Annotated in this window: 25 protein-coding genes; 16 read left to right on the top strand and 9 right to left on the bottom strand. The window is 69.4% G+C overall.

Translation table 11 applies throughout. The features are described 5' to 3' along the window. Positions 1–45: 45 nt before the first annotated feature. Complete coding sequence (locus tag HNR30_RS16485) at positions 46–510, top strand: MarR family winged helix-turn-helix transcriptional regulator (protein WP_181610718.1); 465 nt, start codon at positions 46–48, stop codon at positions 508–510. Here the strand turns inward: HNR30_RS16485 and HNR30_RS16490 are convergent. Beyond that, a complete protein-coding gene (locus HNR30_RS16490; protein ID WP_181610719.1) occupies positions 491–1,015 on the bottom strand; it encodes an LURP-one-related/scramblase family protein in 525 nt (174 codons plus the stop codon). The two genes, HNR30_RS16485 and HNR30_RS16490, sit on opposite strands and share 20 nt — an antisense overlap. Positions 1,016–1,087: 72 nt before the next feature. On the opposite strand from HNR30_RS16490, the gene HNR30_RS16495 reads away from it, so the two are divergent. The 3 genes from HNR30_RS16495 to HNR30_RS16505 are packed head-to-tail and all read left to right on the top strand — an operon-like array spanning position 1,088 to position 5,290. Then, positions 1,088–2,023 carry a S8 family peptidase gene (locus tag HNR30_RS16495; RefSeq protein WP_220133602.1) on the top strand — a complete coding sequence of 312 codons (936 nt, stop codon included), beginning with the start codon at positions 1,088–1,090 and terminating at the stop codon, positions 2,021–2,023. 5 nt (positions 2,024–2,028) lie between these two features. Further along, positions 2,029–3,276, top strand: coding sequence for an ion channel protein (locus HNR30_RS16500; protein WP_220133603.1), 1,248 nt, complete (start codon positions 2,029–2,031; stop codon positions 3,274–3,276). Positions 3,277–3,286: 10 nt separating this feature from the next. Continuing rightward, a complete protein-coding gene (locus tag HNR30_RS16505) occupies positions 3,287–5,290 on the top strand; it encodes a polysaccharide lyase 8 family protein (protein ID WP_312894451.1) in 2,004 nt (667 codons plus the stop codon). Here the strand turns inward: HNR30_RS16505 and HNR30_RS16510 are convergent. Next, positions 5,287–6,426 (bottom strand): AI-2E family transporter, encoded by a 1,140-nt coding sequence (locus HNR30_RS16510; protein ID WP_312894452.1) that lies wholly within the window; start codon positions 6,424–6,426, stop codon positions 5,287–5,289. The two genes, HNR30_RS16505 and HNR30_RS16510, sit on opposite strands and share 4 nt — an antisense overlap. Positions 6,427–6,505: 79 nt before the next feature. Between HNR30_RS16510 and HNR30_RS16515 the strand changes: the two genes are divergently transcribed. The 5 genes from HNR30_RS16515 to HNR30_RS16535 all read left to right on the top strand — a co-directional run bounded on the left by HNR30_RS16515 (position 6,506) and on the right by HNR30_RS16535 (position 10,431). Next, on the top strand, positions 6,506–7,273 hold the full coding sequence (locus tag HNR30_RS16515; protein WP_181610722.1) for a hypothetical protein: 768 nt from the start codon (positions 6,506–6,508) through the stop codon (positions 7,271–7,273). Between the two features lie 18 nt (positions 7,274–7,291). Then, positions 7,292–7,765, top strand: coding sequence for a hemerythrin domain-containing protein (locus tag HNR30_RS16520; RefSeq protein WP_181610723.1), 474 nt, complete (start codon positions 7,292–7,294; stop codon positions 7,763–7,765). 51 nt (positions 7,766–7,816) lie between these two features. Further along, on the top strand, positions 7,817–8,233 hold the full coding sequence (locus tag HNR30_RS16525; protein WP_181610724.1) for a CBS domain-containing protein: 417 nt from the start codon (positions 7,817–7,819) through the stop codon (positions 8,231–8,233). A 100-nt stretch (positions 8,234–8,333) separates the two neighbouring features. After that, the gene (locus HNR30_RS50140; protein WP_181610725.1) at positions 8,334–9,623 is read left to right on the top strand and encodes a family 4 glycosyl hydrolase; all 1,290 of its coding nucleotides are present in this window, start codon (positions 8,334–8,336) and stop codon (positions 9,621–9,623) included. A gap of 25 nt (positions 9,624–9,648) precedes the next feature. Continuing rightward, positions 9,649–10,431 (top strand): DeoR/GlpR family DNA-binding transcription regulator, encoded by a 783-nt coding sequence (locus HNR30_RS16535; protein ID WP_181610726.1) that lies wholly within the window; start codon positions 9,649–9,651, stop codon positions 10,429–10,431. Here the strand turns inward: HNR30_RS16535 and HNR30_RS16540 are convergent. Next, a complete protein-coding gene (locus tag HNR30_RS16540) occupies positions 10,411–11,679 on the bottom strand; it encodes an alpha-glucosidase/alpha-galactosidase (protein WP_181610727.1) in 1,269 nt (422 codons plus the stop codon). The genes HNR30_RS16535 and HNR30_RS16540 overlap by 21 nt on opposite strands. Continuing rightward, positions 11,676–12,575: a carbohydrate kinase family protein gene (locus HNR30_RS16545; protein ID WP_181610728.1), complete on the bottom strand. Its 900-nt coding sequence runs from the start codon at positions 12,573–12,575 to the stop codon at positions 11,676–11,678. The genes HNR30_RS16540 and HNR30_RS16545 overlap by 4 nt, the downstream gene beginning before the upstream one ends. A gap of 115 nt (positions 12,576–12,690) precedes the next feature. Between HNR30_RS16545 and HNR30_RS16550 the strand changes: the two genes are divergently transcribed. From HNR30_RS16550 to HNR30_RS16560, 3 genes are read left to right on the top strand one after another with little or no spacing between them, the layout of a single operon-like run. Continuing rightward, entirely contained in the window at positions 12,691–13,581 is an 891-nt protein-coding gene (locus HNR30_RS16550) for a carbohydrate ABC transporter permease (RefSeq protein WP_181610729.1), read from the top strand. Next, the gene (locus HNR30_RS16555; RefSeq protein ID WP_181610730.1) at positions 13,578–14,435 is read left to right on the top strand and encodes a carbohydrate ABC transporter permease; all 858 of its coding nucleotides are present in this window, start codon (positions 13,578–13,580) and stop codon (positions 14,433–14,435) included. The genes HNR30_RS16550 and HNR30_RS16555 overlap by 4 nt, the downstream gene beginning before the upstream one ends. Positions 14,436–14,438: 3 nt before the next feature. Beyond that, positions 14,439–15,755 carry an ABC transporter substrate-binding protein gene (locus HNR30_RS16560; protein WP_181610731.1) on the top strand — a complete coding sequence of 439 codons (1,317 nt, stop codon included), beginning with the start codon at positions 14,439–14,441 and terminating at the stop codon, positions 15,753–15,755. 95 nt (positions 15,756–15,850) lie between these two features. Here the strand turns inward: HNR30_RS16560 and HNR30_RS16565 are convergent, their stop codons facing one another. Next, the gene (locus HNR30_RS16565) at positions 15,851–16,456 is read right to left on the bottom strand and encodes a TetR/AcrR family transcriptional regulator (RefSeq protein WP_246378625.1); all 606 of its coding nucleotides are present in this window, start codon (positions 16,454–16,456) and stop codon (positions 15,851–15,853) included. Positions 16,457–16,537: 81 nt separating this feature from the next. Between HNR30_RS16565 and HNR30_RS16570 the strand changes: the two genes are divergently transcribed. From HNR30_RS16570 to HNR30_RS16585, 4 genes are all read left to right on the top strand, one after another. Then, complete coding sequence (locus tag HNR30_RS16570; RefSeq protein ID WP_181610733.1) at positions 16,538–17,281, top strand: SDR family oxidoreductase; 744 nt, start codon at positions 16,538–16,540, stop codon at positions 17,279–17,281. A gap of 333 nt (positions 17,282–17,614) precedes the next feature. Beyond that, a complete protein-coding gene (locus HNR30_RS16575) occupies positions 17,615–18,601 on the top strand; it encodes an agmatine deiminase family protein (RefSeq protein WP_220133604.1) in 987 nt (328 codons plus the stop codon). Between the two features lie 47 nt (positions 18,602–18,648). Further along, the gene (locus tag HNR30_RS16580; RefSeq protein WP_181610734.1) at positions 18,649–19,227 is read left to right on the top strand and encodes a TOPRIM nucleotidyl transferase/hydrolase domain-containing protein; all 579 of its coding nucleotides are present in this window, start codon (positions 18,649–18,651) and stop codon (positions 19,225–19,227) included. Then, on the top strand, positions 19,224–19,616 hold the full coding sequence (locus HNR30_RS16585) for an arsenate reductase/protein-tyrosine-phosphatase family protein (RefSeq protein WP_181610735.1): 393 nt from the start codon (positions 19,224–19,226) through the stop codon (positions 19,614–19,616). Before HNR30_RS16580 ends, HNR30_RS16585 begins: the two co-directional genes overlap by 4 nt. Positions 19,617–19,638: 22 nt before the next feature. Here the strand turns inward: HNR30_RS16585 and HNR30_RS16590 are convergent, their stop codons facing one another. The 4 genes from HNR30_RS16590 to HNR30_RS16605 form a co-directional block, all read right to left on the bottom strand. Further along, on the bottom strand, positions 19,639–20,499 hold the full coding sequence (locus HNR30_RS16590) for a glycosyltransferase family 2 protein (protein ID WP_281389651.1): 861 nt from the start codon (positions 20,497–20,499) through the stop codon (positions 19,639–19,641). Between the two features lie 138 nt (positions 20,500–20,637). Next, positions 20,638–21,795, bottom strand: coding sequence for a glycosyltransferase (locus HNR30_RS16595; protein ID WP_181610737.1), 1,158 nt, complete (start codon positions 21,793–21,795; stop codon positions 20,638–20,640). A gap of 137 nt (positions 21,796–21,932) precedes the next feature. Then, positions 21,933–22,490: a vitamin K epoxide reductase family protein gene (locus HNR30_RS16600; protein ID WP_181610738.1), complete on the bottom strand. Its 558-nt coding sequence runs from the start codon at positions 22,488–22,490 to the stop codon at positions 21,933–21,935. Beyond that, positions 22,471–23,166 (bottom strand): DsbA family protein, encoded by a 696-nt coding sequence (locus tag HNR30_RS16605; protein WP_220133605.1) that lies wholly within the window; start codon positions 23,164–23,166, stop codon positions 22,471–22,473. Before HNR30_RS16605 ends, HNR30_RS16600 begins: the two co-directional genes overlap by 20 nt. Between the last annotated feature and the right edge of the window lie 29 nt (positions 23,167–23,195).

Raw genomic sequence — 23,195 nt, forward strand, 5'->3', positions numbered from 1 at the left:
AAACCAAGAATGCAGTCACGTGGTTTACATGTCAACATGTTGCCCATGGCAGAACCGCGCTGGCTGGACGACAGGGAGTTCCGGGCCTGGCTCGGCTACCGCAGGATGCGGCTGCTGCTCGACGCGCAGATCGCCCGTGACATGCAGCGCGACTCCGGGCTGTCCGACGCCGACTACGACGTGCTGTCCGCCCTGAGCTCCCGCGAGAGCCGGCGCTGGCGGCTGCAGGAGCTGGCCGACCGTATGACCTGGTCCAAGAGCCGCCTGTCGCGGCACATCGGCCGGATGGAGGAGCGCGGCCTGGTGACGCGCGAAGGGTGCGACACCGACGCCAGGGGCTCGGTGATCGTGCTGAGCGAGGGCGGCTGGCGCGCCATCCAGGAGGCCGCGCCGCTCCACGTCGCATCGGTGCGCACCCACCTGATCGACCTGCTCACCCCGGAGCAGATCGAATCGCTCGGCGACATCGCCGAGACCGTGCTGGGGCGCCTCAGCGCGTCTCGTGACTGATCGCGTCGATGCAGACGCAGACCGCCAGGATGAGCGGGATGTCCTCGTCCTGCCGGATCGAGATGCCATAGGTGTCACGCACCCGCATCCATCGTTTGGACACCTCGGCGAGCTCCAGGTCGTCGCGCCAGATCTTGTACTCGTGGTCCACGAAGTTCCCCCGGGCGAACATCTCGCCGTGCTCCCCGAGATCGATGGTGAACCGGTCGCGGAAGCCGATCAGGTGCTTGTGCAGCGTCGCGACGGTCTCGTCGCCGCGCTCGATCACCATGGTGTCGCGCACGCGCAGCACCCGTCCGGCGATCTTCAACAGCTCGTTGCCCTGCGCGTCCTCCAGGACGAACGTCTTGCGGACGTGCATCACCTTGCCGTCGACCTTGTAGACCTTCTGGCCCAGGCCGTTCTCGATCCAGAAGTCGTCGCCGAACGACAACATCCTCTGCTGCATCTGGAACATCGCCGTCGCGGGCGGAGCTTCGTCGTGCTTGTTGCGGAACAGACCCATGTCCGAGTCCTGCCCGGCCATGGTTCATATCAGGGGGTGCTCTTGACCTGCTTGGAGAAAAGAACCTCCAGTGTGAGGAAGACGTTCATCTGTGGCCTGGCACTCCTGATGGCCGGATGTAGTTCGGCCGAGCCCGACCCCCTGCTGGCGCAGCAGTGGGGAATCGACGCGCTCAGGCTCCCCGCGGCGTGGGAGCAGCAGAAGGGCGATGACGTGATCATCGCCATCGTGGACACGGGCGTGGACACCGAGCACCCCGATCTCGAGGACAAGATCGTCGACGGGTACGACTTCGTCACCAACGACGACGACCCCAAGGACCAGAACGGCCACGGCACCCACGTGGCGGGCATCGCCGCGGCGGTCACCGACAACGGCGTCGGCATCGCGGGCGCCGCGCCCGGGGCGAAGATCATGCCGATCCGGGTGCTGAACACGGTCGGCTCCGGCGATCCGAACGCCATCGCCAAGGGCATCATCTGGGCCGCCGACCACGGCGCCAAGGTGATCAACCTGTCGCTGGGCGAGAGCGGGCTGCTCTCGCGGCTGCTCAAGGGCGGGGTGCTCAACCCGGCCATGCAGCACGCCTACACCAAGGGCGCCGTCGTCGTGGCCGCGGCCGGCAACGACGGCACGGCCAAGCAGAACTACCAGCCTCCCACCCAGGTCCTGGTCGTGGGAGCGAGCGACCGCCAGGGACAGCCGGCGAGCTTCTCCAACTTCGGGGCGCAAGGGGCGGTCTGCGCGCCGGGCGTGAAGATCATCTCTACGCTGCCGACCTACGCCACCGCCGAGACGCTCAAGAACACCACCGGGTACGGCGTGCTCGACGGCACCTCGATGGCCTCGCCGTACGTCGCCGGGGTCGCCGCCCTGCTCGTCGGCCAGGGCAAGTCGCCCGCGCAGGTGATGGAGGCGCTCAGGAGCACGGCGGTCAACCCGACCAAGGACGTGCGCCTCGGCCTCGGCGTCGTCGACGCCCAGGCCGCGCTGGCCGCCTCCGGATGAGCGCAATGCTCACGGGTTCCGCACGCAGGCTGCTGCCGCTGGTGCTGCCCGCTCTGGTGGTCGGCGCGGCGTGCAGCCTGATCCTCCTGGCGATCGACCTCGTCGCCGAGCAGCTCCAGCACCTGCTGTGGGACGGGCTGCCCGGCTGGTTCGGCGTGCCGGAGGACACGTGGTGGTGGACGCTCCTCATGCTGACCGCTGTCGGCGTCGCGGTCGGCCTGGTGATCTGGCTGGTGCCCACCGGGCCCGACCCGGCGACCGAAGGCCTTGTCGCACCGCCGTTGCCGGTCAGGGTCGTGCCGGGCACGCTGCTCGCGGCGGTGTTGTGCCTGGCGGGCGGGGTCAGCCTCGGGCCGGAGAACCCGATCATCGTGGCGAACGTCGCGCTCGCCGTGGCGCTGGGCGCGCGGTTCCTGTCCACCGTCCAGACGCCGATGTGGGCGGGCCTGGCCGTGGCCGGCACCATCGGCGCGCTGTTCGGCACCCCGGTCGCCGCCGCGCTGCTGCTGTCGGAGGCGGCCGTGGGACCGAAGGACGTGCCGCTGTGGGACCGGATCTTCGCCCCCCTGGTCTCCGCCGGAGCGGGCTCCGCGGTGACCGTGGTGATCGCTCGTCCGGTCTTCGCGCTCGACGTGCCGGACTACAGCCTGCAGTGGGGCGATCTGATCACGGCCTCGTGCATCGCGGCCGTGGGCGCGCTGCTCGGCCTGGCGGCCGTCTACGCCTTCCCGCACTTCCACAGCGTGTTCCGCCGCATCGGCCATCCGCTGGCACGACTGACCGTGGGCGGTCTCCTCCTGGGCGTCCTGGGCGCCATCGGCGGGCAGATCACCCTGTTCAAGGGCCTCGCGGAGATGAAGGAGCTGACCGCCGAGCTCGCCCTCTACACCGCCGCGGGACTGCTGCTGATCGTGCTGATCAAGGTGCTCGCCCTGCTCGTCTCGGCCACCGCGGGCTTCATCGGCGGCCGGATCTTCCCCTCGGTCTTCATCGGCGCGGCGCTCGGCATGCTCGCCAACTCGCTCTTCCCGAACATCCCGCTCGCCCTGGCGATCGGCTCCGGCGTGCTCGGCGTCGTGCTGGCGATCACGCAGCAGGGCTGGATCAGCCTGTTCACGGCGGCCGCCATGCTCGCCGACACCGAGCTCCTGCCGGTGTTGTGCCTGGCCATCCTGCCCGCATGGCTGCTGGTCACCGGCAAGCCGCCCATGCAGGTCGAGGAGGCGGAGGCGGGCATCGTGCGCGCCGGGTGATAATCCTGGCGTGATCTCCCGGCGGACCGCTCTCGCGCTCGGCGCGGCGACGCTGGCCGGGCTTGCCGCCGGTGACGCGGTGCTGCCCGAGATCCGCCAGGCGGGGCCCCGGGTGACGGAGCACTTCGCGGCGTTGCGGCGGCGCTGGCGCGAGGTCACCGCCGTGCCGTACGGGATCGGGGCGGCGGCCCGATACCGCGACACCATGAGCCCGGCGCGCGACCGGCTCTGGCCCGACGAGCCCTTCCCCTCCCACGTTCGCACCCCGGCCCGCCTGGTGACCATGGCCAGGGCCCACGTCCTGTCGGGCGAGCCGAGCCTGGCGGAGGCGGTGGCGGCCGGCATCGATCACTACCGCAGGCACGTCTACCACCGCGACGCCGACCAGGCCGGCAACTGGTGGCACTGGCAGATCGGGATGCCCAAGGCCCTGCTCGACGCCGCCGCGCTGATCGGGCTCAGGGACGAGGCCCTGGCCGCGGCGGTCGACCGGTTCGTGCCCGGCAGGAGACTGCTCGTCTACAGCGGCAACAGCACCGCGGCCAACAGGGTGGACCTGTGCACGGTCATGCTGCTGCGCTCGCTGCTGACCGACGACCACCGCAAGGCGGAACTGGCCGCCTCGGCGCTCGCCCCGGTCTTCCGCCACGTCGACGAGGGCGACGGCTTCCACCGCGACGGCTCGTTCATCCAGCACACGACGATCCCGTACGCGGGCAGCTACGGCATCGTGCTGCTGTCCGGCCTGGCGACCCTCTTCGCGGTGCTCCAGGGCTCGATCTGGCAGGTCGACGACCCGATGGTCTACGAGGCGGTCGAGCGCACGTTCGCCCCGTTCGTGCACGACGGGTTCGTCATGGACCTGGTCCGCGGGAGGGCGGTGGACCGCAACCCCTTCGACGACCACCGCAAGGGCCAGGAGCTGGCCGGCGCCATCCTGCTGCTGGGCCGTACGGCCGCGCCGGAGCAGCGGGAGCGGTGGCGCGGCATGGTCAAGGGCTGGCTCACCCGCAGCGCGGTGGAGCCCGACGCGCGCTTCCGCCCGTTGCTGGACGACGATTCCGTCGAGGCGCTCGCCGAGCCGGTGGGTCATCGGCTGTTCCCGATGAGCGCGCGTGCCGTCCACCGGCGGCCCGGCTGGTGCGCGGCGCTCAGCATGGCCTCGCGCACGATCGGGCACTACGAGTACGGCAACGGCGAGAACCTCAAGGGGTGGCATTCCGGTTCCGGGATGCTCTACTGGTGGGCCGACGGGCACGGCACGCAGTACTCCGACCGGACGGGAATGGACCCCTACCGGTTGCCGGGGACGACCGTCTCGACCGCGCGCCTGCCCGACGGGGCCGGGGGAGCGTGGGGCGACACGCGGGCGGAGTGGCGCTGGGTGGGCGGGGCGAGCGACGGCGTCCACGCGACCGTCGGGCAGCACCTGAGCGGGCTGAGGAGCTCGCTGGAAGCGTTCAAGTCGTGGGTCTTTCTCGACGACGCGGTGATCTGCCTGGGGGCGGGGATCACCTGCCGCGACGGGGTCACGGTCGAGACGATCGTGGACAACCGGCGCGCGCCGGGGCTGGTCGTGGGAGAGGGCTGGGCACACATACCCGGGCACGGCGGGTATCTCGCCTCCTCCCTGAGAAGTCAGGAGTCGGGGGGATACGTGACCCTCTGGCTCGACCACGGGATTGATCCCGACAACGCGGGATACGTCTACGCGCTGCTCCCCGGAGCCTCACAAGCTCGCACCCGGCTCACCGGCTGGTTCACCGTCCTGGCCAACACCGCCTCACAACAGGGCGTGCACGTGCCCTCGCACGGGCTCACCGCGGTCAACTTCTGGCGGCCCGGCACGGTCGGCGAACTGTCGGCCTCGGCGCCCTGCGCGGTACTGCTCACCGCACGAGGGCTGAGCGTCTCCGACCCGCTCGACGAGGCCGAGGAACTGATCGTCACCTGGCGCGGACGCCGGTTCGGCTTCTCCCGGCCGGGCGTGGAGACCACCACGGTTCCGCTCTAGTGCCGCTCCTGCCTCGGCAGGACCACCTCCTGCATGAGCAGCAGGATCGCCGCCGCCACCGGGATCGCCAGCAGCGCGCCGACCAGGCCCAGCAGCGCGCCGCCGATGAGCGCCGCCGCGACGGTGACCACCGCGGGCACCTGCACGTTGGCCTGCATCACGCGCGGTGCGATCCAGAAGTTCTCCACCTGCTGGTAGACGATGAAGAAGATCAGGCACGCGATGCCCACGGGCAGGCTGGTGAACAGGCCGACCAGGGTGACGATCGTCGCGCCGATGGCGGCGCCGACCAGCGGGATCAGGTCGGTGATCGCCACCAGCAACGCCAGCGCCAGCGCGTACGGCACGCCGGCGATGACCAGGAAGATGTAGGTCACCACACCCGCGATGAGCGAGACGATCAGGTTGCCCGCCACGTAGCCGCCGATGCGCTTGATCACCTCGTCGCCGAGCAGCTGCACCCGGTCGCGGCGCGAGCGCGGCACCATGCGGTAGGTCCACTTCATGGTCGAGGGCAGCGAGGCCAGGAAGTAGAGCGTCAGGATCAGCACGGTGAGCGCGGTGAACACGGCGTTGATGACCGTGGTCGCCACGCCCAGCAGGCCGCCGAACACCTGGCTGCCCATGTTGCCGCTGGAGATGTACTGCTGCAGCCGCTCGATCAGCTGGAACCGCTCGTCGAGGCCGCGGACGGTGGGGTTGTTCTGCAACTGCTGGAGGTAGTCGGGCAGCTTGGCGAAGAAGTCGCCCATCTGGGTGGTCAGCGGGGGCACGATCGCCAGGCCGAAGAGCACGAAGAAGACGATCACGGCGATGAACACCACCGTGACCGACCACGTGCGGGACAGGCCGCGCCGCTCCAGGATCTCCACACCGGGGTTGAGCCCGATCGCCAGGAAGAGGCTGACCACGATGATGATCAGCGCCGAGGCGACGGAGTTCAGGGCCTGCAGCAGGATCCAGGCGGTCAGCACACCCAGCGCGGCGGTGAAGCCGAACACGAAGGGATGCGAGCCGAACGGGCGTCCAGGGCGCCCGAAGGGCTGCAGGTCGGCGGTGTCCCTGTCCCGGCGCGGCCGGTCGAGATCGGCGGTATCTGTCGAGCGCGATACATCCGCGCCTTCTCTGTCTTTCACGTGAGGGGGGTGGTTTTCCACGAACCCGCCACTACCCGGCAGACCACGCGATAGACCAGGTATCTCATAGGGTGTTCCCATGCGGCCCGAGCTGGAGATCGCGTGCGACGAGTCCGGCGCCGAGGGGGAGAACCTCATCGGAGGGGTGACCGACGTGTTCGCCCACGCGGGGGTCGTCCTCGATCTCGACGTCGCGGAATCGTGCGTCCTGGAGGTCCGCGACCGCATCCGCTCGCCCGCCTCCGAGTACAAGGCCGTCCACCTGCTGCGCGGCAAGCACCGAGCGGTGCTCGAATGGCTGCTCAGCTCCGGCGGCCCGCTGTACGGCAACGCCACGGTCTTCCTGGCGGAGAAGACCTACTACTTCATCGTCAAGCTGATGGGCGACCAGGCCAGGACCGTCTACGACGAAGGGCCTGGCATCCTCGGCGAGGAGCGGTGGAACTCCTTCCTGAGGTCGTACAACGAGCTGATGCGCGGCACCAGGCTCGTCCCCGAGCTCGACCCGCTCCTGCCCGCCATCGTGCGCCTGGTCGAACGCTGGAGCGAGGGCGGCCACGCCGTGTCCATCGTGCACGACCGGCAGACCGCGCTGAACGAGGAGCGCATCGCCTGGCTGAAGGAGATCTACGCCGACAGCGGCAAGCTCGCGGGCCTGCGCCTGGTCGCCGCCCGCTCCGACGCCCGCGTCCAGATCGCCGACTTCCTCGCCGGGGTGGCCAGGAAGATCGCCTCCGACGAGCTCAACGGCCGCGGCGACGACGTCCTCACCGGACTGCTCAGGCCGTACGTCGACCCCGCTTCGATCTGGGGTGACCTGCGCAGTTGGGGACTGCTGGGGCGTTAGCCGGGTAGAGAGGCCCGCATGGACGCCATCGTGTTGCTCAAAGAAGACCACAAGGTGGTCGAGAAGCTCTTCAAGAAGTTCGAGAAGGCCGGAGACAAGGCCTACAAGGACAAGCGCAAGCTCGTCGACAGGATCATCTTCGAGCTCACCACCCACGCCTACATCGAAGAGGAGATCTTCTACCCGGCCGCGCGCAAGCGGGTCCCCGAGACCACCGACCACGTGCTCGAAAGCGTCGAGGAGCACCACGTGGTGGTCTGGATGCTCAACGAGCTCAAGGGCCTCGACCCCAAGGACGAGCGCTTCGACGCCAAGGTGACCGTGCTCATGGAGAACGTGCGTCACCACGTCGAGGAGGAGGAGAAGGAGTGGTTCCCGCAGGTGCGCGCGGCCATGAAGCGCAAGGAACTGCAGGAGCTCGGCGAGCGGATGGAGAAGGCCAAGACCGATGCGCCGGCCAGCCCGTTGGCCGTGAAGAGCGCCAAGCAGTAGTTTGCGGCCGGGCGCTTGGGTAGCTGGGGTCTCCCAAGCGAAGGAGAGGCCATGCCGACCGCACGAGAGATCATGACCCCCCATGCCGAGTGCGTGAACGTCGACGAGAGCGTCACCGAGGCCGCCGAGAAGATGGCCCGGCTCGACGTCGGATCGCTGCCGATCTGCGGCACGGACAACCGGCTCAAGGGCATGCTCACCGACCGCGACATCGTGGTGAAGGTGCTCGCCAAGGGCAAGGATCCCAAGTCCTGCCTGGCAGGGGAGCTCGCCGAGGGCAAGCCCGTCACCATCGGCGCCGACGACGACGCCGCCGAGATCCTGCGCACCATGGGCCGCCACAAGGTCCGCCGGCTGCCGGTCATCGACGGCCACGACCTCATCGGCATCGTCGCCCTGGCCGAGGTGGCCAGAGCGCTGCCGGACTCGCGGGTCGGCGACCTGCTCGACGCCCTCACCACCGACTGATCGTGTGCGTGATGGTGTCCCTTGGGGGCGCGTACCCGTGGCTGAGTACGCGCCCCCTTCGTCGGTGAAGTAACCTTCCGGCACGTGCGGGAGGTGAAAAGTGCGGCGGATCGTCTTCATCGGGCTCGGTGACGTCGAGATCGTCCGCCGCGTGTTGTCCGACCTGCTGCTCAACCCGGCTCTCCACGGCACTCTGGAGATCCGCCTCCACGACTCCGATCCCGGCCTGCTGGCGACCGCCGAGGCGCTGGCCGGTTCGCTCGACGCGGAGGCGGGAGCGGGGTCGCGCGTGAGCGCCTGCCCCGACCTCAGACGCGCACTCGACGGCGCCGAGTTCGTCGTCGCCAACATCGACGTCGGCGGCTTCGAGGCCACGCTCAAGGACTTCGAGATCCCGCATCGGTACGGCCTGCGCCAGACGATCGGCGACACGATCGGCATCGGCGGCATCTTCCGCGGCCTGCGCAGCATCCCGGTCTTCGTGGAGCTGGCCCGCGAGATGGCCAGGCTCTGCCCCGACGCCTGGCTGCTGAGCTGCAGCGACCCGATGGCGATGACCGGCATGGCCGTCCGGCTCGGCACCGGCTTCCCGCGTTTCGCCGGCATGTGCCACGCGGTCTGCGACACCCACATCTACCTCGCCGACATGGTGGGCAGGGCGGTCTCCGAGATCGACTTCCTCACGGCGGGGCTGAACCACCAGTCGTTCGTGCTGCGCTTCGAGGCCGAGGGCCGCGACCTCTACCCCGAGCTCGAGGCGGCGCTGGCCGACGACCTGTCGCACGTGCGCGTCGAGATCTACCGCACCTTCGGCTTCTTCCCGACGCAGTCCAGCGAGCACGCCGCCGAGTACGTGCCCTGGATCATGCGCCACAGCGGCGAGACCGCCAGGCTCGGCGTCCAGGTGGAGGAGTATCTACGGCGCAGCGGCCAGAACCTCCACCGCTACGAGGAGACCAGGCGGGCGCTGGCGTCGGGCCGCTCGCTGCTGATCCGCTGGCAGCACCAGGAGCCGGTCGCCGCCGCGCTCCAGGCGATGCTGACCGGCGAGCGCGGCGAGGTCTACGTCAACGTGCCCAACACCGGGCTCATCGCCAACCTGCCGCCCGAGGCCTGCGTCGAGGTGCCCGCCGACGTCGACGCCGCCGGCATCCACCCGCGCGAGGTCGGCGAGCTGCCCATCCAGCTCGTCGCGCTCAACCGCACCTTCCTCAACGTCGTCGAGCTCACCGTGCGCGCGGTGCTCGACGAGGACCCGCGACACGTGCTGCACGCCGCGCTGGTCGACCCGAACACCGCCGCCACGCTGCCGCTGCCCGCCATCCAGGCGCTGTGCGGCGAACTGATCGCGGCCCACCGTCACCTGCTGCCCGAGGCCCTTGCACGATGATCTTCACACCGCCCGCCGAGGCGCGATGACCGAGTCGATGCCCACCGAGGTGCGGCGCGAGCGCATGCTCGGCCTGCTGATGGAGCAGGAGTTCGCGCGCGTGGCCGAGCTGGCCGAGGCCTTCGGCGTCTCCACGGTCACCGTCAGGGCCGACCTCGACGCGCTCGAGGAGCAGGGGCGGGTGCGCCGGGTGCGCGGCGGCGCCGTCGCTGCGGCCCCGGCAGGCGAGCCCTCCTACGAGCTGTCGCTGGGCAGTGCGGCCGTGGAGAAGGCACGCATCGCCAAGGTCGCCGCCGCGCTCATCCGGTCGGGCGAGAGCGTGCTCATGGGGGCCGGCAGCACCACCGGCTACGTCGCGCGCGAGCTGGTGGCCAGGCCCGAGCTGGCCGACGTCACCGTCTTCACCAACGGCCTGCGCACCGCGCTGGAGCTCGAACCCGCGCTGCCGCGCTTCGCCGTCGTGGTGACCGGCGGCAGCCTGCGCCGCGCCCAGCACTCCCTGGTCGACCCGCTCGGCGGCAAGCTGCTGGAGGGCATCAGGGCCAACACCGTCATCCTCGGATGCGGCGGCGTGCATCCCGAGGCCGGGTTCACCAACGTGAACCTGCCCGACGCCGAGATGAAGCAGCGCATGCTCAGGGCGGCGACCCGGCGCATCATGGTCGCCGACTCCTCCAAGCTCGGCGTGATCGAGATGGCGCCCGTCTGCGAGCTGGCCGGGATCCACCTGCTCGTCACCGGAGAGCAGGCCGATCCCGACACCGTCAAGGCGCTCAGGGAGCGCGGGCTAGAGATTCAGCTGGCGTAGCGAGCGCGGCAGCAGGTCCCAGTGGGCTCTGGTCAGATCGTCGGCCAGGCTCCAGATCTGCGGCAGCGTCAGCGAGGCCGAGGTGTTCGGATCCACCATGAGCGCGTGCCGTACGTGCTCGGGCCTGCCCTCCAGCGCGGCCCTGACGGTCAGCTCGTTGACGCTGACGTAGGCCTGGTTGAGCGCGGCGCACTGCGGCGGCAGGGCGCCCACCCGGGTGGGCTGCACACCGTTGGCGTCGACGACGCACGGCACCTCGACCACGCAGCCGGCGGGCAGGTTGGAGATCAGGCCGTCGTTGACCACGTTGCCGTAGATCACGCGCGGGGTGCCGGTGACCATGCTGTGGATGATCTGCGGCGCGTACTCCCCGGTGCCCTGCGGGGCCAGGTCGCCGCCGTGCCGTACGGCGTCGCGGGTGCGCTTGTACTCGCGCAGGTTCTCCTCGCTGATGCGCACGTACTCCCCGACGGGGATGCGCAGGCGCTCGATCTCGCTGTCGTGTTGCATCAGCCAGGGGATGTACTCGGCCGAGTGCTCGCTGGTCTCGGTCGGGTAGTAGCCCAGGCGGCGGCACATGTCCACGCGCACGCGGCGGCTCAGCTCGGGGTCGGCCAGGTCGAGGCGGTCGTAGAGGTTCTCGCCCTCGCGCTCGAAGCGCAGCACCCACGCCTGGTGGTTGACGCCCGCGGCCAGGTAGGAGACCTCCTCGTACGGCACGCCGACCAGCTCGGCCAGGTCGTGCATGGTCCAGTAGACCGAGTGGCACAACCCGACGACGTTGCGCACCTTGCCCGACAGGTACCAGACGTTCATGGCCATCGGGTTGGTGTAGTTGAGCAGCCAGGCGTCGGGGCAGAGCTCGGCGATGTCGGCGGCCAGCGCGTCGAGCACCGGGAAGGTGCGCAGCGCGCGGAAGACGCCGCCCGCGCCGATCGTGTCGGCGATCGTCTGGCGCAGCCCGTAGCGGGCCGGGATCTCGAAGTCGGTGACCGTGGCCGCGTGCCCGCCCACCTGGATCATGTTGATCACGAAGTCGGCGCCGTCGAGAGCCTTCCTGCGGTCGAGCGTGGCGCTGACGTCGGTCACCCCGATGCGCCTGGCGACCGCCTCGGCGACCTCCAAGCGCTCGGCGTCGATGTCGTGCAGGGCGATGTGGGCGCCGCGCAGCTCGGGATAGGCCACCAGGTCGGTCAGCAGACCCTGGGTGAACACGACGCTGCCGGCACCGACGAACACGATCTTCATGAGGACGCTTCCTCCCACGTTGACTGCGCCGCCGTACCCCCCGCGGCCCGGGTGGACAGGCTTCCGGCCGCGACCGCGACCCGCAGGCTCCGCCGTACGGCGAGGCCACGGGACCGGGCGGCGAGGAAGCCCGCGTTGAAGCTGTCGCCCGCTCCGACGGTGTCGACCACCTTCGTCTCCCCGGCGGGCACCCTGACCGGGCCGTCGTCCGTCCAGGCGAGGGCGCCGCGGCCACCGCACTTGATCACCGGCGTGGTCCCCATGGCCCTGAGCCTGCGGGCGGCTTCCTCGACGTCGTCCGCGCCCGTGATGGCGAGCGCCTCCCTGTCGTTCGGCAGGAAGTAGGTCGTCCTGGCGAGCACCTCGTCGAGGCCCTTCCACTCCCCGGCGGGGTCGTCGTTGGTGTCGAGGGAGGTGGTGGCGTCGAGGCTCTCCAGGTAGCCGGGCAGCCCGGCGGCCAGGGCCGGCTGGAGGAAGAACGACGCGACGTGCACATGCGACGCGCGCAGGTCTCGCGGGATGTCGTCGACGGTCAGCCGGTCGAGGCAGCCGGTCGCGGTGAGGATCGCGCGGTCGGTCCTGTCGGTGTCGGTCAGCACCACGGTCAGCGCGGTGCCCGCCTCGCGGTCGATGACGCAGCCCGAGACGTCGACGCCGCACTTGACCAGCTCGTCCAGGACGAACCTGCCCGCCGCGTCGTCGCCCACCCGCCCCACGAAGGCGGTGCGCAGGCCCAGCCGGGCGGCGCCGCACGCGGTGATCGCTCCCGAACCACCGAGCGCCAGCCGTCCGGCCTCCACGAGCTCCTCGCGCTGGCCCCACGCGGGAGCTCTGGGCGCGCCTGCCACGATCACATCCGGGTTGGCGTCACCGAGGACGAGAAGGTCGAAATCCATGCCCTGGACGGTCGCAGGACCTTCGTTGTCTTGTCAATGCTTTCGTTTCTGCGAGGCATTGACAAGTTTTCGAAAGTCGCCAAGATTGGCTCCAACGCTCGACACGGAGGTGGGCATGACCGCGACGACGCGCAACCGCGGTGACGGCCGGCTGGCCCTGGTCTTCCTCGCGCCCGCGTTAGTGGGATTCGGGGTGTTCTACCTCTACCCGGCGGCGCGGGGCGCCTGGTTCTCGATGACCGACTGGAACATGCTCTCCGAGCCCGGCTTCGTCGGCCTCGACAACTACGAGCGGCTGGTCGCCGACCCGCTGTTCTGGAACGCCCTCAAGGTCACCGGGGCGTACGTGCTGATGTCGGTGGCGGTGCAGATGGGCGTCGGCCTGCTGCTGGCGGCCGTGCTGCACCGGCTGACCAGGTCGCTGCTGATCAGAACCCTGCTGGTGGTGCCGTGGCTGGTGCCAGGAGTGACCACGGCGCTGCTGTGGATGTGGCTGCTCGACGCCAACCTGGGCTTCGTCAACCACCTGCTGGTCGGGATGGGGCAGCCGAACCAGGGCTTCCTGACCTCGCCCGACCTGGCGCTGCCGAGCGTCTCGCTGATCAACTCCTGGAGCGGCACCGGCTACACCGCCCTGCTGCTGTACGCGGGAATGTTGCTGATCCCCAGGCAGATCTACGAAGCGAGCGCCATCGACGGCGCGGGAGAGCTGCGGCTGTTCTTCGGGGTCACGTTGCCCCTGCTGCGGCCGATCCTGGCGTTCGTCCTGGTCGTCTCGCTGATCTCGGCGGTGCAGCTCTTCGACACCGTCGCCGTCGCCACCAACCCGGCCGGCGGGCCCGTCAACGCCACGCGGGTGATCTACTTCTACATCTACCAGCGGGCCTTCACGAACTTCCAGATGGGCTACGCCTCGGCCATGGCGCTGACGCTCGTGCTCATCCTCGGTGTGCTGACCTTCATCCAGATGCGCCTGCTGCGCGCCTCCACCTCGGACCTGTCATGAGACGTGCACTCGCCTGGGCCTGCCTGATCGCGGCCGTCGTCATCTCGCTCTTCCCGCTCTACTGGATGCTCAGGACCGCCATGACCCCCGGGAAGGAGCTGGCGGGGGACAACGCCTCACTGCTGCCGGCCAACCCGACGCTCCTGAACTTCGGCAGGGTCCTCGGCATCGAGGACTCCAGGGCCCACGGAGGATCGGGCGCCAGCCTCGACTTCTTCCTCTACCTGCGCAACTCGATCATTTACACCGGCCTGATCACCGTGTGCCAGACCGTGTTCTGCGCCATGGCCGGCTACGCCTTCGCCCGGCTGCGCTTCTTCGGCCGCGACGTGCTGTTCGGGCTCTTCGTGGCCGCGCTCATGGTGCCGCCGATCTTCACGCTGCTGCCCAACTTCGTGCTGGTCAAGGAGCTCGGGCTGCTCGACACCATGGCGGGACTGGTCGCGCCCAGCCTGCTCATGACGCCGTTCGCCGTCTTCTTCCTGCGGCAGTTCTTCCTCGGCTTCCCGCACGAGGTCGAGCAGGCGGCGCTGATCGACGGCGCGAGCAAGTGGACCATCTTCTGGCGGGTGGTCCTGCCCATGACCAAGGGGCCGCTGTTCACCCTGGCCCTGACCACCGCGGTCTGGACCTGGAACGACTACCTGTGGCCGCTGCTGGTCGCACCGGGCGAGGAGACGCGCGTGCTGACGGCCGCGCTCGGGATCTTCCTGAAGCAGTCGCCCAACACCCACCCCGACTGGACCGGCCTGATGGCGGGCTCGGTGCTGTCGGTGATCCCCGTGCTGCTGCTGGTGATCTTCTTCGGCCGCCGCCTGGTGGATTCCATCCAGTTCTCCGGAATGAAGGGATAAATCATGAAGCGGGCCCTCTTGGTGCTTGCGCTGCTCGCGGCGGGCTGCGGGGGCGGCCAGACCGCCTCCTCGGGGAAGACGACCCTGACCTACGGGCTCTGGGACGACATCCAGCAGCCTGCCTACCAGAAGTGCGCGGACGCCTTCACCGCCGCCAACCCCGATATCTCCATCAAAATCACCCAGCACGCCTGGGACCAGTACTGGCAGAACCTCACCACCCAGATGGTCGCCGGAGGAGCACCCGACGTCATCACCATGCAGGCCTCCTACTACCCGCAGTTCGTCGCCAACGGGCAGCTCATGGACCTGCAGCCCATGGTCGACGCCGACAAGGTCGACCTGACGATCTACCGGCCCGGCCTGGCCGAATCGTGGGTGAAGGAGGGCAAGAGGTACGGCCTGCCCAAGGACTGGGACACGATGGCGATCATCTACAACCAGACCCTGGCCGATCAGGCCGGAGTGGACCTGACGAACCTCACCTGGAACCCCGCCGACGGCGGCACCTTCGAGAAGGCCATCGCCAGGCTCACCGTCGACAAGAACGGCAAGCGCGGCGACGAAGCCGGGTTCGACAAGACCAAGGTCAACGTCCACGGCATCGTGCCCGAGCTCAACGACGGCTCACTCGGACAGAACAGCTGGGGCAACCTCGCGGTCTCCAACGGCTTCAGCTACATCGACAAGAACCCGTTCGGCACCAAGTACTTCTACGACAGTCCCGAACTCGCCGAGACCGTGGCCTGGTTCAGGCGCCTCATCGAGAAGGGGTACGCGGCGCCGTACGACAAGACCAGCTCGCTGGGCACCGACGCCGTGCTCAACTCCGGCAAGGGCGCCCTCGGCATGACCGGCTCCTGGATGATCACCACCTACCTGGGCTCCACCGAGCAGAAGTTCGCCTTCGCCCCGCTCCCCACCGGGCCCCAGGGCCGCAAGTCCGCCTTCAACGGCCTCGCCGACGTGATCTACGCGGGCACCAAGCACAAGGACGCCGCCTGGAAGTGGGTCAAATTCCTCGGCTCCGCCGCCTGCCAGGACATCGTCGCCGAGTCGGCCGTGGTCTTCCCCGCCGTCACCACCTCATCGGACAAGGCACTCAAGGCCCACGAGGCCGCGGGCCGCGACGTGAAGCTCTTCGTCGACCAGGCCGACGACGCCGACGGCACCTACCTGCTGCCCGTCAGCGACCACGGCGACCAGATCAACGAGATCGTCGGCACCGCACTCGAGGAGGTATGGCTGGGCAACAAGGACGCCCAGACCTCACTCACCGCCGCCAACACCCAGGTCAACGCCCTCTTCGGAACGGGATGACACGAGACGGATCACACTCGTGGGGCGGTCGCGGCCGCCTCCCTTTCTCCTGACATCGAACCCGGCCAACGCAACGGCATGGTCCCTTCACCCGGTCACGTGGACCGCGGCCACACGCTCAGCGCCAGCTCGGCCACCCGGGCCAGCTCCGCACTCCCCGCCCCGTCCCGAGCCTGCTGCGACATCCCCTGAATGACCGTCGCCACGAACGAAGCCAGCGCCCCCACGTCCGCCCCCTCCGGCAGGTCCCCCTCCTCCTGCCCCCTTCGCAGCCTCTCCTCCAGCGCGACAAGGTTGGCGTTGCGCAGATCCCGCAAGAAAGTGCCGATCTCCACGTCCTGCACGGTGACGTTGGTGGCCGCGCTGATGGTCAGGCATCCCGCCGGGTGCGAGGGGTCCGGATAGACCTGCGCCGCCTCGCGCAGCATGCGAGCGACGACCTGGTAGGCCGTCGGTTCCTCCTCCATCGCCCGCGCCAGGAAGCCGCCCGCCTCGGTCCGGCCGTACGCCTCCACCGCCTCCTTGAACAGCGCCTTCTTGTCCCCGAAGGCGGCATACAGGCTGGCCGGGCGGATGCCCATGGCCTGCGTCAGGTCGCCGACCGAGGTGGCCTCGAAGCCGTGTTCCCAGAACAGGAGCACGGCGGAGCCCAGCGCCGCCTCCCGGTCGAAGGTCCGTGGGCGGCCTCGTGTCTTGTCCATGGCCAACATTGTAGAGCGTTCGCTCAATAAAGCGTGCTACAGTCTTTTCTTGAGCGATCAATCAAAAATTAGGGGAGAGCAATGGACAACAAGATCGCCCTGGTCACCGGGGGCAGCAGGGGTATCGGCCGAGCGATCGCCGAGCGGCTCGGCCGTGACGGCGTCACCGTGGCGGTCACCTATTCGCGCGACAAGGACGCCGCCGAAGACGTCGTCGCACGCATCGGCCACGATCGTGCCTTCGCCATCCAGGCGACGCTCGGAACCCACGGCGACGCCGCCGCGCTGTGGTCGGCCTTCGACGCCCACCCCCTGACGGGCGGCGTCGTCGACATCATCGTGAACAACGCGGGCATCGGCCGCAGCGCCGACCTGCAGCGGCTGACGGAGGCGCAGTTCGACGAGATCTTCGCGGTGAACGTGCGGGCGCCGTTCTTCATCGTCGCCGAAGGCCTGCGCCGCCTGCGCGACGGCGGGCGGATCATCAACATCTCCAGCGGCGCCGCCAGGCTGGCGATGCCGGACGCCATCGCCTACGGATCGACCAAGGGCGCCCTGGACACCTTCACCCTGAACCTCGCCAAGTCCCTCGGCGGACGCGGGATCACGGCGAACTCCGTGGCTCCCGGCATCGTGGACACGGACGTCAACGCCGACTGGCTCCGGGACAACCCGCAAGCCGAGGCGCACGCCGCGTCCCTGGCAGCGCTCGGCAGGGTCGGGCAGCCCGACGACATCGCCGACATCGTGGGCTTCCTGGCTTCGGACGATGCGCGGTGGGTGACCGGAAGGGTGATCGACGCGACCGGCGGCGCCGGTCTCTGACGTCACGCCGCGCGCGGCCCGAGAGGCTTGTATGCGGCGCCGCCGTGAGGCTCAGGGCGGCGTCTCCCGCCGCTCCCGACCCACCCGCTGAAATGCGGCAATGCGATGCCGACACGCCAGCAGATCAACTCGCGGCCAGGTCTGGTCCGTCTCTACTCTCGATCCTGACCGGACCTTCATCAGGAGCGCATCATTCGTATGTCCCGACGACAGACCCTTCGAGCAGCGCTCGGCACCGCTGTCGCGGGAGCCCTCGCCGCGTGTGACGGCGACGGGAAGAGCACCAACGCCGATCCGACGTCTACGGAGCCGTCAGCCGCCGACGAGTGGCGCATGCCCGAGGAGGGCACGCCGCATCAGCTGACCTTCATGGCCTGGCCCACCCGGCAGATCTGGGGGAGGGACACCTCCTACGTCCGCGACGACATCGCGTCGATCGCCCAGGCCGTCGCCGGCTTCGAACCAGTGACGATGCTGGCCGGCGAACAGGACGTCGAGGCGGCCCAGCGAGCCTGTGGCGCGGAGGTGGAGGTCATTCCGATTCCCGTCGAGGACCTGTGGGTGCGAGACACAGGCCCGACGTTCGTCCTCGGGGCACAGGGGATCGCCGGGGTCGACCTGAACTTCAACGGCTGGGGTGGCAAGCAGGCCCATCGTAAGGACAGCAGGGTCGCCGAGGAGATCCTGGGCTTCAAGCACGTCCCGCGCATCGAGGCACCGATCGTCGGTGAGGGCGGTTCGATCGAGATCGACGGCGAGGGCACGCTGATGGCGACCGAGAGTTCGTGGGTCAACGCCAATCGCAATCCCGGCAAATCCCGTGACGACATCGAGCAAGCGCTGAAGGGCCTCTTCGGCGTCAACAAGGTGATCTGGGTAAAAGGCGTCAAGGGCCACGACATCACCGACTATCACATCGACGCTCTGGCGAGGTTCTCCGAGCCGGGAGTGGTCGTCATGAGCACGCCTCCGGAAGGCGGGCCCCATGATGTCTGGAAGGCCGCCTACGAGCAGGCTCGCGGTGTCCTGAGCCGGACGGTCGACGCCAGGGGCAGGCGGCTGGAAATCGTCGCACTGCCCGAGGCGACCAATCTCGGCGACGTCGGCGAAGGCTTCTTGAGCAGCTATGTGAACTACTACCTGTGCAACGGCGGGGTCATCTTTCCCAGCTTCGGCGACAAGCGGGCCGACAGAAACGGCGCCGCCATCGTCCGGGAGCTGCATCCGGGCCGAGAGGTCGTCCAGGTGCCGATCGTCTCCCTGGCCGAGGGAGGCGGTGGCATCCACTGCGCCACCCAGCAACTCCCCAAGGTCGTGTGACCGAAAACGGGATGAACCCCACACCCTCCCGATGTCAGGCTGAACTCGTGAGTGACACGCATACCGTCGTCCTGGTCGAGGGCCTCAGCGACAAGGCGGCCGTCGAGGCGCTGGCCGGGCGGCACGGCCGGGACCTGGCCGCGGAAGGCATCGCCGTCACGCCCATGGGCGGCGCCACCAACATCAGGACCTACCTGGGCATGTACGGCCCGGCGGGTCGCGGTCTGCGGGTGGCCGGACTGTGCGATGTGGGGGAGGAGGGCGACTACAGGAGCGCTCTCGAGCGTTGCGGCCTGGGCTCCGACCTGTCGCGGAGCGACATGGAGGCGCTCGGCTTCTTCGTGTGCGTCGCCGACCTGGAGGACGAGCTGATCCGCGCCCTCGGCACCGACGGCGTCGAGCAGGTGGTCGACGCCGAGGGCGACCTCGGGTCGTTCCGCACGCTGCAGAAGCAGCCCGCGTGGCGCGGCAACCCCACCCACGACCAGCTGCGCCGCTTCATGGGGTCGGGCAGCGGGCGCAAGATCCGCTACTCCTCGCTGCTCGTCGAGGCGATGGAGCTCGACCGCATGCCGAGACCTCTCGATCTGCTCATGGAGCACCTGGACGGCCTGGTCAGGACATGATCCTCTTCGTCTGCTCGGGCAACACGTGCCGCTCTCCGATGGCGGAGCGGCTGTTTCCCGGTTCGACGAGCGCGGGCACGCACGCGACGCCCGGGACGGCGATGACGCCTCACGCCGCGCAGGTGGTCAGGGAGCTCGGTGGCGATCCGGAGGGGTTCGTGTCCCGGCGGCTCGATGCGGCCTTGTTGCGTGAGGCGGAGTGGGTGTTCACCATGACCGCCGCGCATCGGGACTGGGCCAGGCGGCTGCTCCCTGAGGCGGCGGGCAGGATCGAGACGCTGCTGGTGGACGCCGACATCGCCGACCCGTACGGCCGGGGCCTGGATGTGTATCGCGACACCGCCCGCCAGATCGAGCGGGCCCTTCATCGTCTGCGATCGCGCCCGTAGGCGGGACGAATCCGGCGAGCCCTCAGCGCTTGCGGTCGCGTCTGTAAAGCGCCCAGGCCAGCGGCCGTGAGAGCCCGACGAGCGCCCTGCCCGTCCGGGGAAGTGCGGGCATCGACTCCTTACCGAGGTGGAGTACGGCACGGCGCAGGTGTACGGCGGAGCGCAGGAACCACAGGGGGCGCCGCCGCAGCCAGCGCAGGTCGTGCGTGAGGGCGAGGCCGTGCGACCGGGCCAGGCCGGTGGCCAGTTCGGCGAACGGGGTGTGCTCGGCCGGCCGGGAGAGCAGGACGGGCTCGTCGACCAGCAGGTAGGGGTGGGTGATGCGCCGCCAGACCACGCTGTCGGGCACGTAGCCGCGCACGCGCGGGTAGGGGTGGGCGCGCATGAGGTCGGTGCGGACGAGCCCCCAGGTGGGTTCGGTCCAGCGGTGGCGGTAGGTGAGCTCGTGCCAGGTGGCCTCGGCGACGGGGAAGGGACGGGTGGCAGCGGCGGCGGGGAAGGGGCGGGGTGCAGCGGCGCCGCCCCCCGTGGACGAACCCAGCACCCCCGCGTAGCGCGGCCCCCCGGGCCAGTGCCCGAGCAGCCGCTCCAGGGCTCCTTCCGCCACCAGGTCGCCCGCGTCCAGCAGCGCGATCAGCTCACCCCGCGCCACGTCGACGCCCCGGTTGATCGCCACGTGCCGCCCTTCGTGCGGCTGCCGCAGGTATCGCACGCCGAACGCCGACTGCCACGCCAGCCACGACACCAGGTCGCTGGTCTCGTCGACGGACCCGTCGTCGACGATGATCCATTCCAGCTCCACCCCCTGCCCCAGCAGGTTGGCGTGCATCAGGGGCAGCACGGACGCACGATCCAAGGTGGGCGTCACGACGCTGATCAACATGCCAGGAGCCCCCGTCTGCGATCACTCTCCGTGAGGTCGCCGATCGGAAGGGTAGCCTATAAAGCCAGGTCAGCGGCGGACGCCGTACGGGTGGCCACCCGTGCTCCAGCCGATCGGCTCGAAGCCGTCGCCCCGGTCTCACCGGAGGCGAAGCGCGGGCCGCCGGTGGTCCTCGTGGATCTCTCCTGTCAGCCCCAAGTACAGCCGATCGATGCTCTCGACCAGGTTCGTGCGGCAGAACCGGGTCGCGGTGTGCTGCTTGGCGCGGCGGCCGAGCCGTTTGCCGAGCAGTTCGTCGGTGAGGACCCGGATCGCGCGTGCGGCCAGGTCGGCGGGGTCGCGCCTGCCGAGCAGGCCGGTCTCGCCGTCGATGATCACCTCGGCGATGCTGCCGACGCGGGTGGAGACGACGGGCACGCCGTACTGTCCCGCCTCGATGAGCGCGGCGGGCGTGCTCGCGTTGTCGGAGGTCATCAGCACCAGGTCGGCGGCGCTGAACACCAGGTGCGCGTCGGCGCGCCAGCCGAGGAGGTGCAGGTCGTGGGGGAGGGCACGGCGCAGGACGCCGATCTGGTCGCCGTCGCCGCAGACGACGAAGTGGGTGGAGGGCAGGGTGCGGCGGATGATCCTGGCGGTGGCCGCGAACCGGTCGGGCCTGCGGATCCTGGTCACCCCGCCGACGTAGGCCACGACGGGTACGTCGGGTGGCAGTCCGAGCAGGCGGCGGGCGACGGCGCGGTCGGTGGCGGGCTGGGGCGGGTCGAGGCCGGGCGGCACCACGCTGTACTGCTCGCGCGCGCCGATGCCGGCGGCCAGCAGCTCGTGGCGCATCCGCTCGCTGACGGTGACCAGGCGCGCGGTCCGGCCCGCCAGGGCGCGTTCCGCCTGGATCATGGCCCTGATCTTCACCGGTGGCACGTGGCCGTGCGGGAAGTGGTCGTGGAAGCTGTGCACCCGGTACGGCACGCGCCCGGCGGCCAGGCGCCCGATGAGCCCGGCCTTGGTGGCGTGGGTGTGCACGATGTCGGGCCTGAACTCCTCGACGGCCTGCTTGAGGTCGCGGTAGGCGGACAGGTCGTCCATGGGTCCTGCGCGCCTGCCGAGCTGCTCGATCCTGGTGGCGTCGACGTCGGGCGCGCACAACTCCAGGTGGTCGGCCTCGCCCGGGGCGACGAAGCCGGTGTAGAGCCGTTGCTCGTAGATTTCGGGGTCGAGATGACGCATGAGGGCCGTGACCTGCTGGGCCGGTCCGCCCACGGTCATGCGGGAGATCACACGCAGCACACGGATCCTCATGTCCATCACTATCTGTGACGTCCTGCTCCGTTATCACGCCTCGCCGCCGCACTTTGATCATTTCATGGGTTAAGAGCAACCAGCGATCGGGCAGCCGAAGGGCATGCTCGGTCTCGTGACGATGATCGCCGCCTTTCTCAGAGCAGCCCGCTCCAGTACGGCCAGAAGCGGATCGCGATCAGCGTGACGATCAGGAGGAACCACCCGGCGAGCGGGACCGTGTGGTAGACCATGGGCCGGGTGTTGCGGAGCGTGACGTACCAGAAGATCGGCACGGTGACCGCCCAGACCACCATGCAGTAGGGGCACAGGGCGCCGATGACGTAGAGGCTCTGGTAGATCAGCCAGTGCACGAAGATCAGCCCGGCGGTGGCCCCGGCCTGCAGGCCGTACCAGAACCAGCGTGAGGGGCGTGCTCCCGCGAGCAGGGCCGCGCCGGCCGTGGTCACGACGGCGAAGCCGGCGACGCCCAGCAGCGGGTTGGGGAAGCCGAACAGTTCGGCCTGCCAGGTGCGCATGATCGAGCCGCACGACAGCACCGGGTTGATGCTGCACGTGGGTGTGTACGTCGGGTCCTTCAGCAGGGCGATCTTCTCGACCGTCAGCACGAAGGAGGCGAGCAGGCCGGCCAGCCCGCCGATCAGCAGCAGGCGCGGCAGGAGGCGGGGGTAGGGCTCAGGCGTTGAGTGCGGCATCGATGGCGGCCTTGAACTCTTCCGCGGATCGGGGCTGGATCTTCTGGCCGTTGAGGAAGAACGTGGGGGTGCCCTCCACGCCGAGCGCGAGCCCGTCGTCGGCGTCCTGCTTCACCCTGGCCAGGGTGGCGGGGTCCCGGTAGGCCTTCTCCCAGGCCGCCACGTCGAGCTTGAGCTGCTCGGCGTAGCCGCGGAAGACGTGGTCGGCGGGCACCCGCTGCTCGGCCCAGTCGGTCTGCCGCTCGTACATGAGCTTGTACATGCCCTCGAACTTGCCCTGCTGGGCGGCGGCCTCGACGGCTCTGGCGGCACGCTCGGCGTTGTAGTGGCTGGAGATCGGGAAGTAGCGGGCGATGAAGGTGACCTTGCCGGTGTACGCCTTGCGCAGCTCCTCGACGACCGGGAAGTAGGCACGGCAGCCCTCGCACTCGAAGTCGAGGAACTCCACCAGCGTGACCTTGCCGTCGGCGGCCGTCTGCAGCCGGTGGCTGTCGGCGCGCACGAGTTGGGGGCCGCTTGGACCCTCGCCCGGCCGGTTGATCAGGAAGAACGCGGCCAGGACGACCACGAACACCCCGATCACCGCCGTGGTCACGGTGACGTTCCGCTTGCGTGCCGCCCGCTGGTGTTCCTCGGCGCGCATGGCGGTGATCTTGTCGTGCCGGGTCTGCTTCATGCCCTTACTTCTACACCATGTAGAAGGAC

This window comes from Nonomuraea soli (assembly GCF_013761175.1).
Classification (GTDB): domain Bacteria; phylum Actinomycetota; class Actinomycetes; order Streptosporangiales; family Streptosporangiaceae; genus Nonomuraea; species Nonomuraea soli.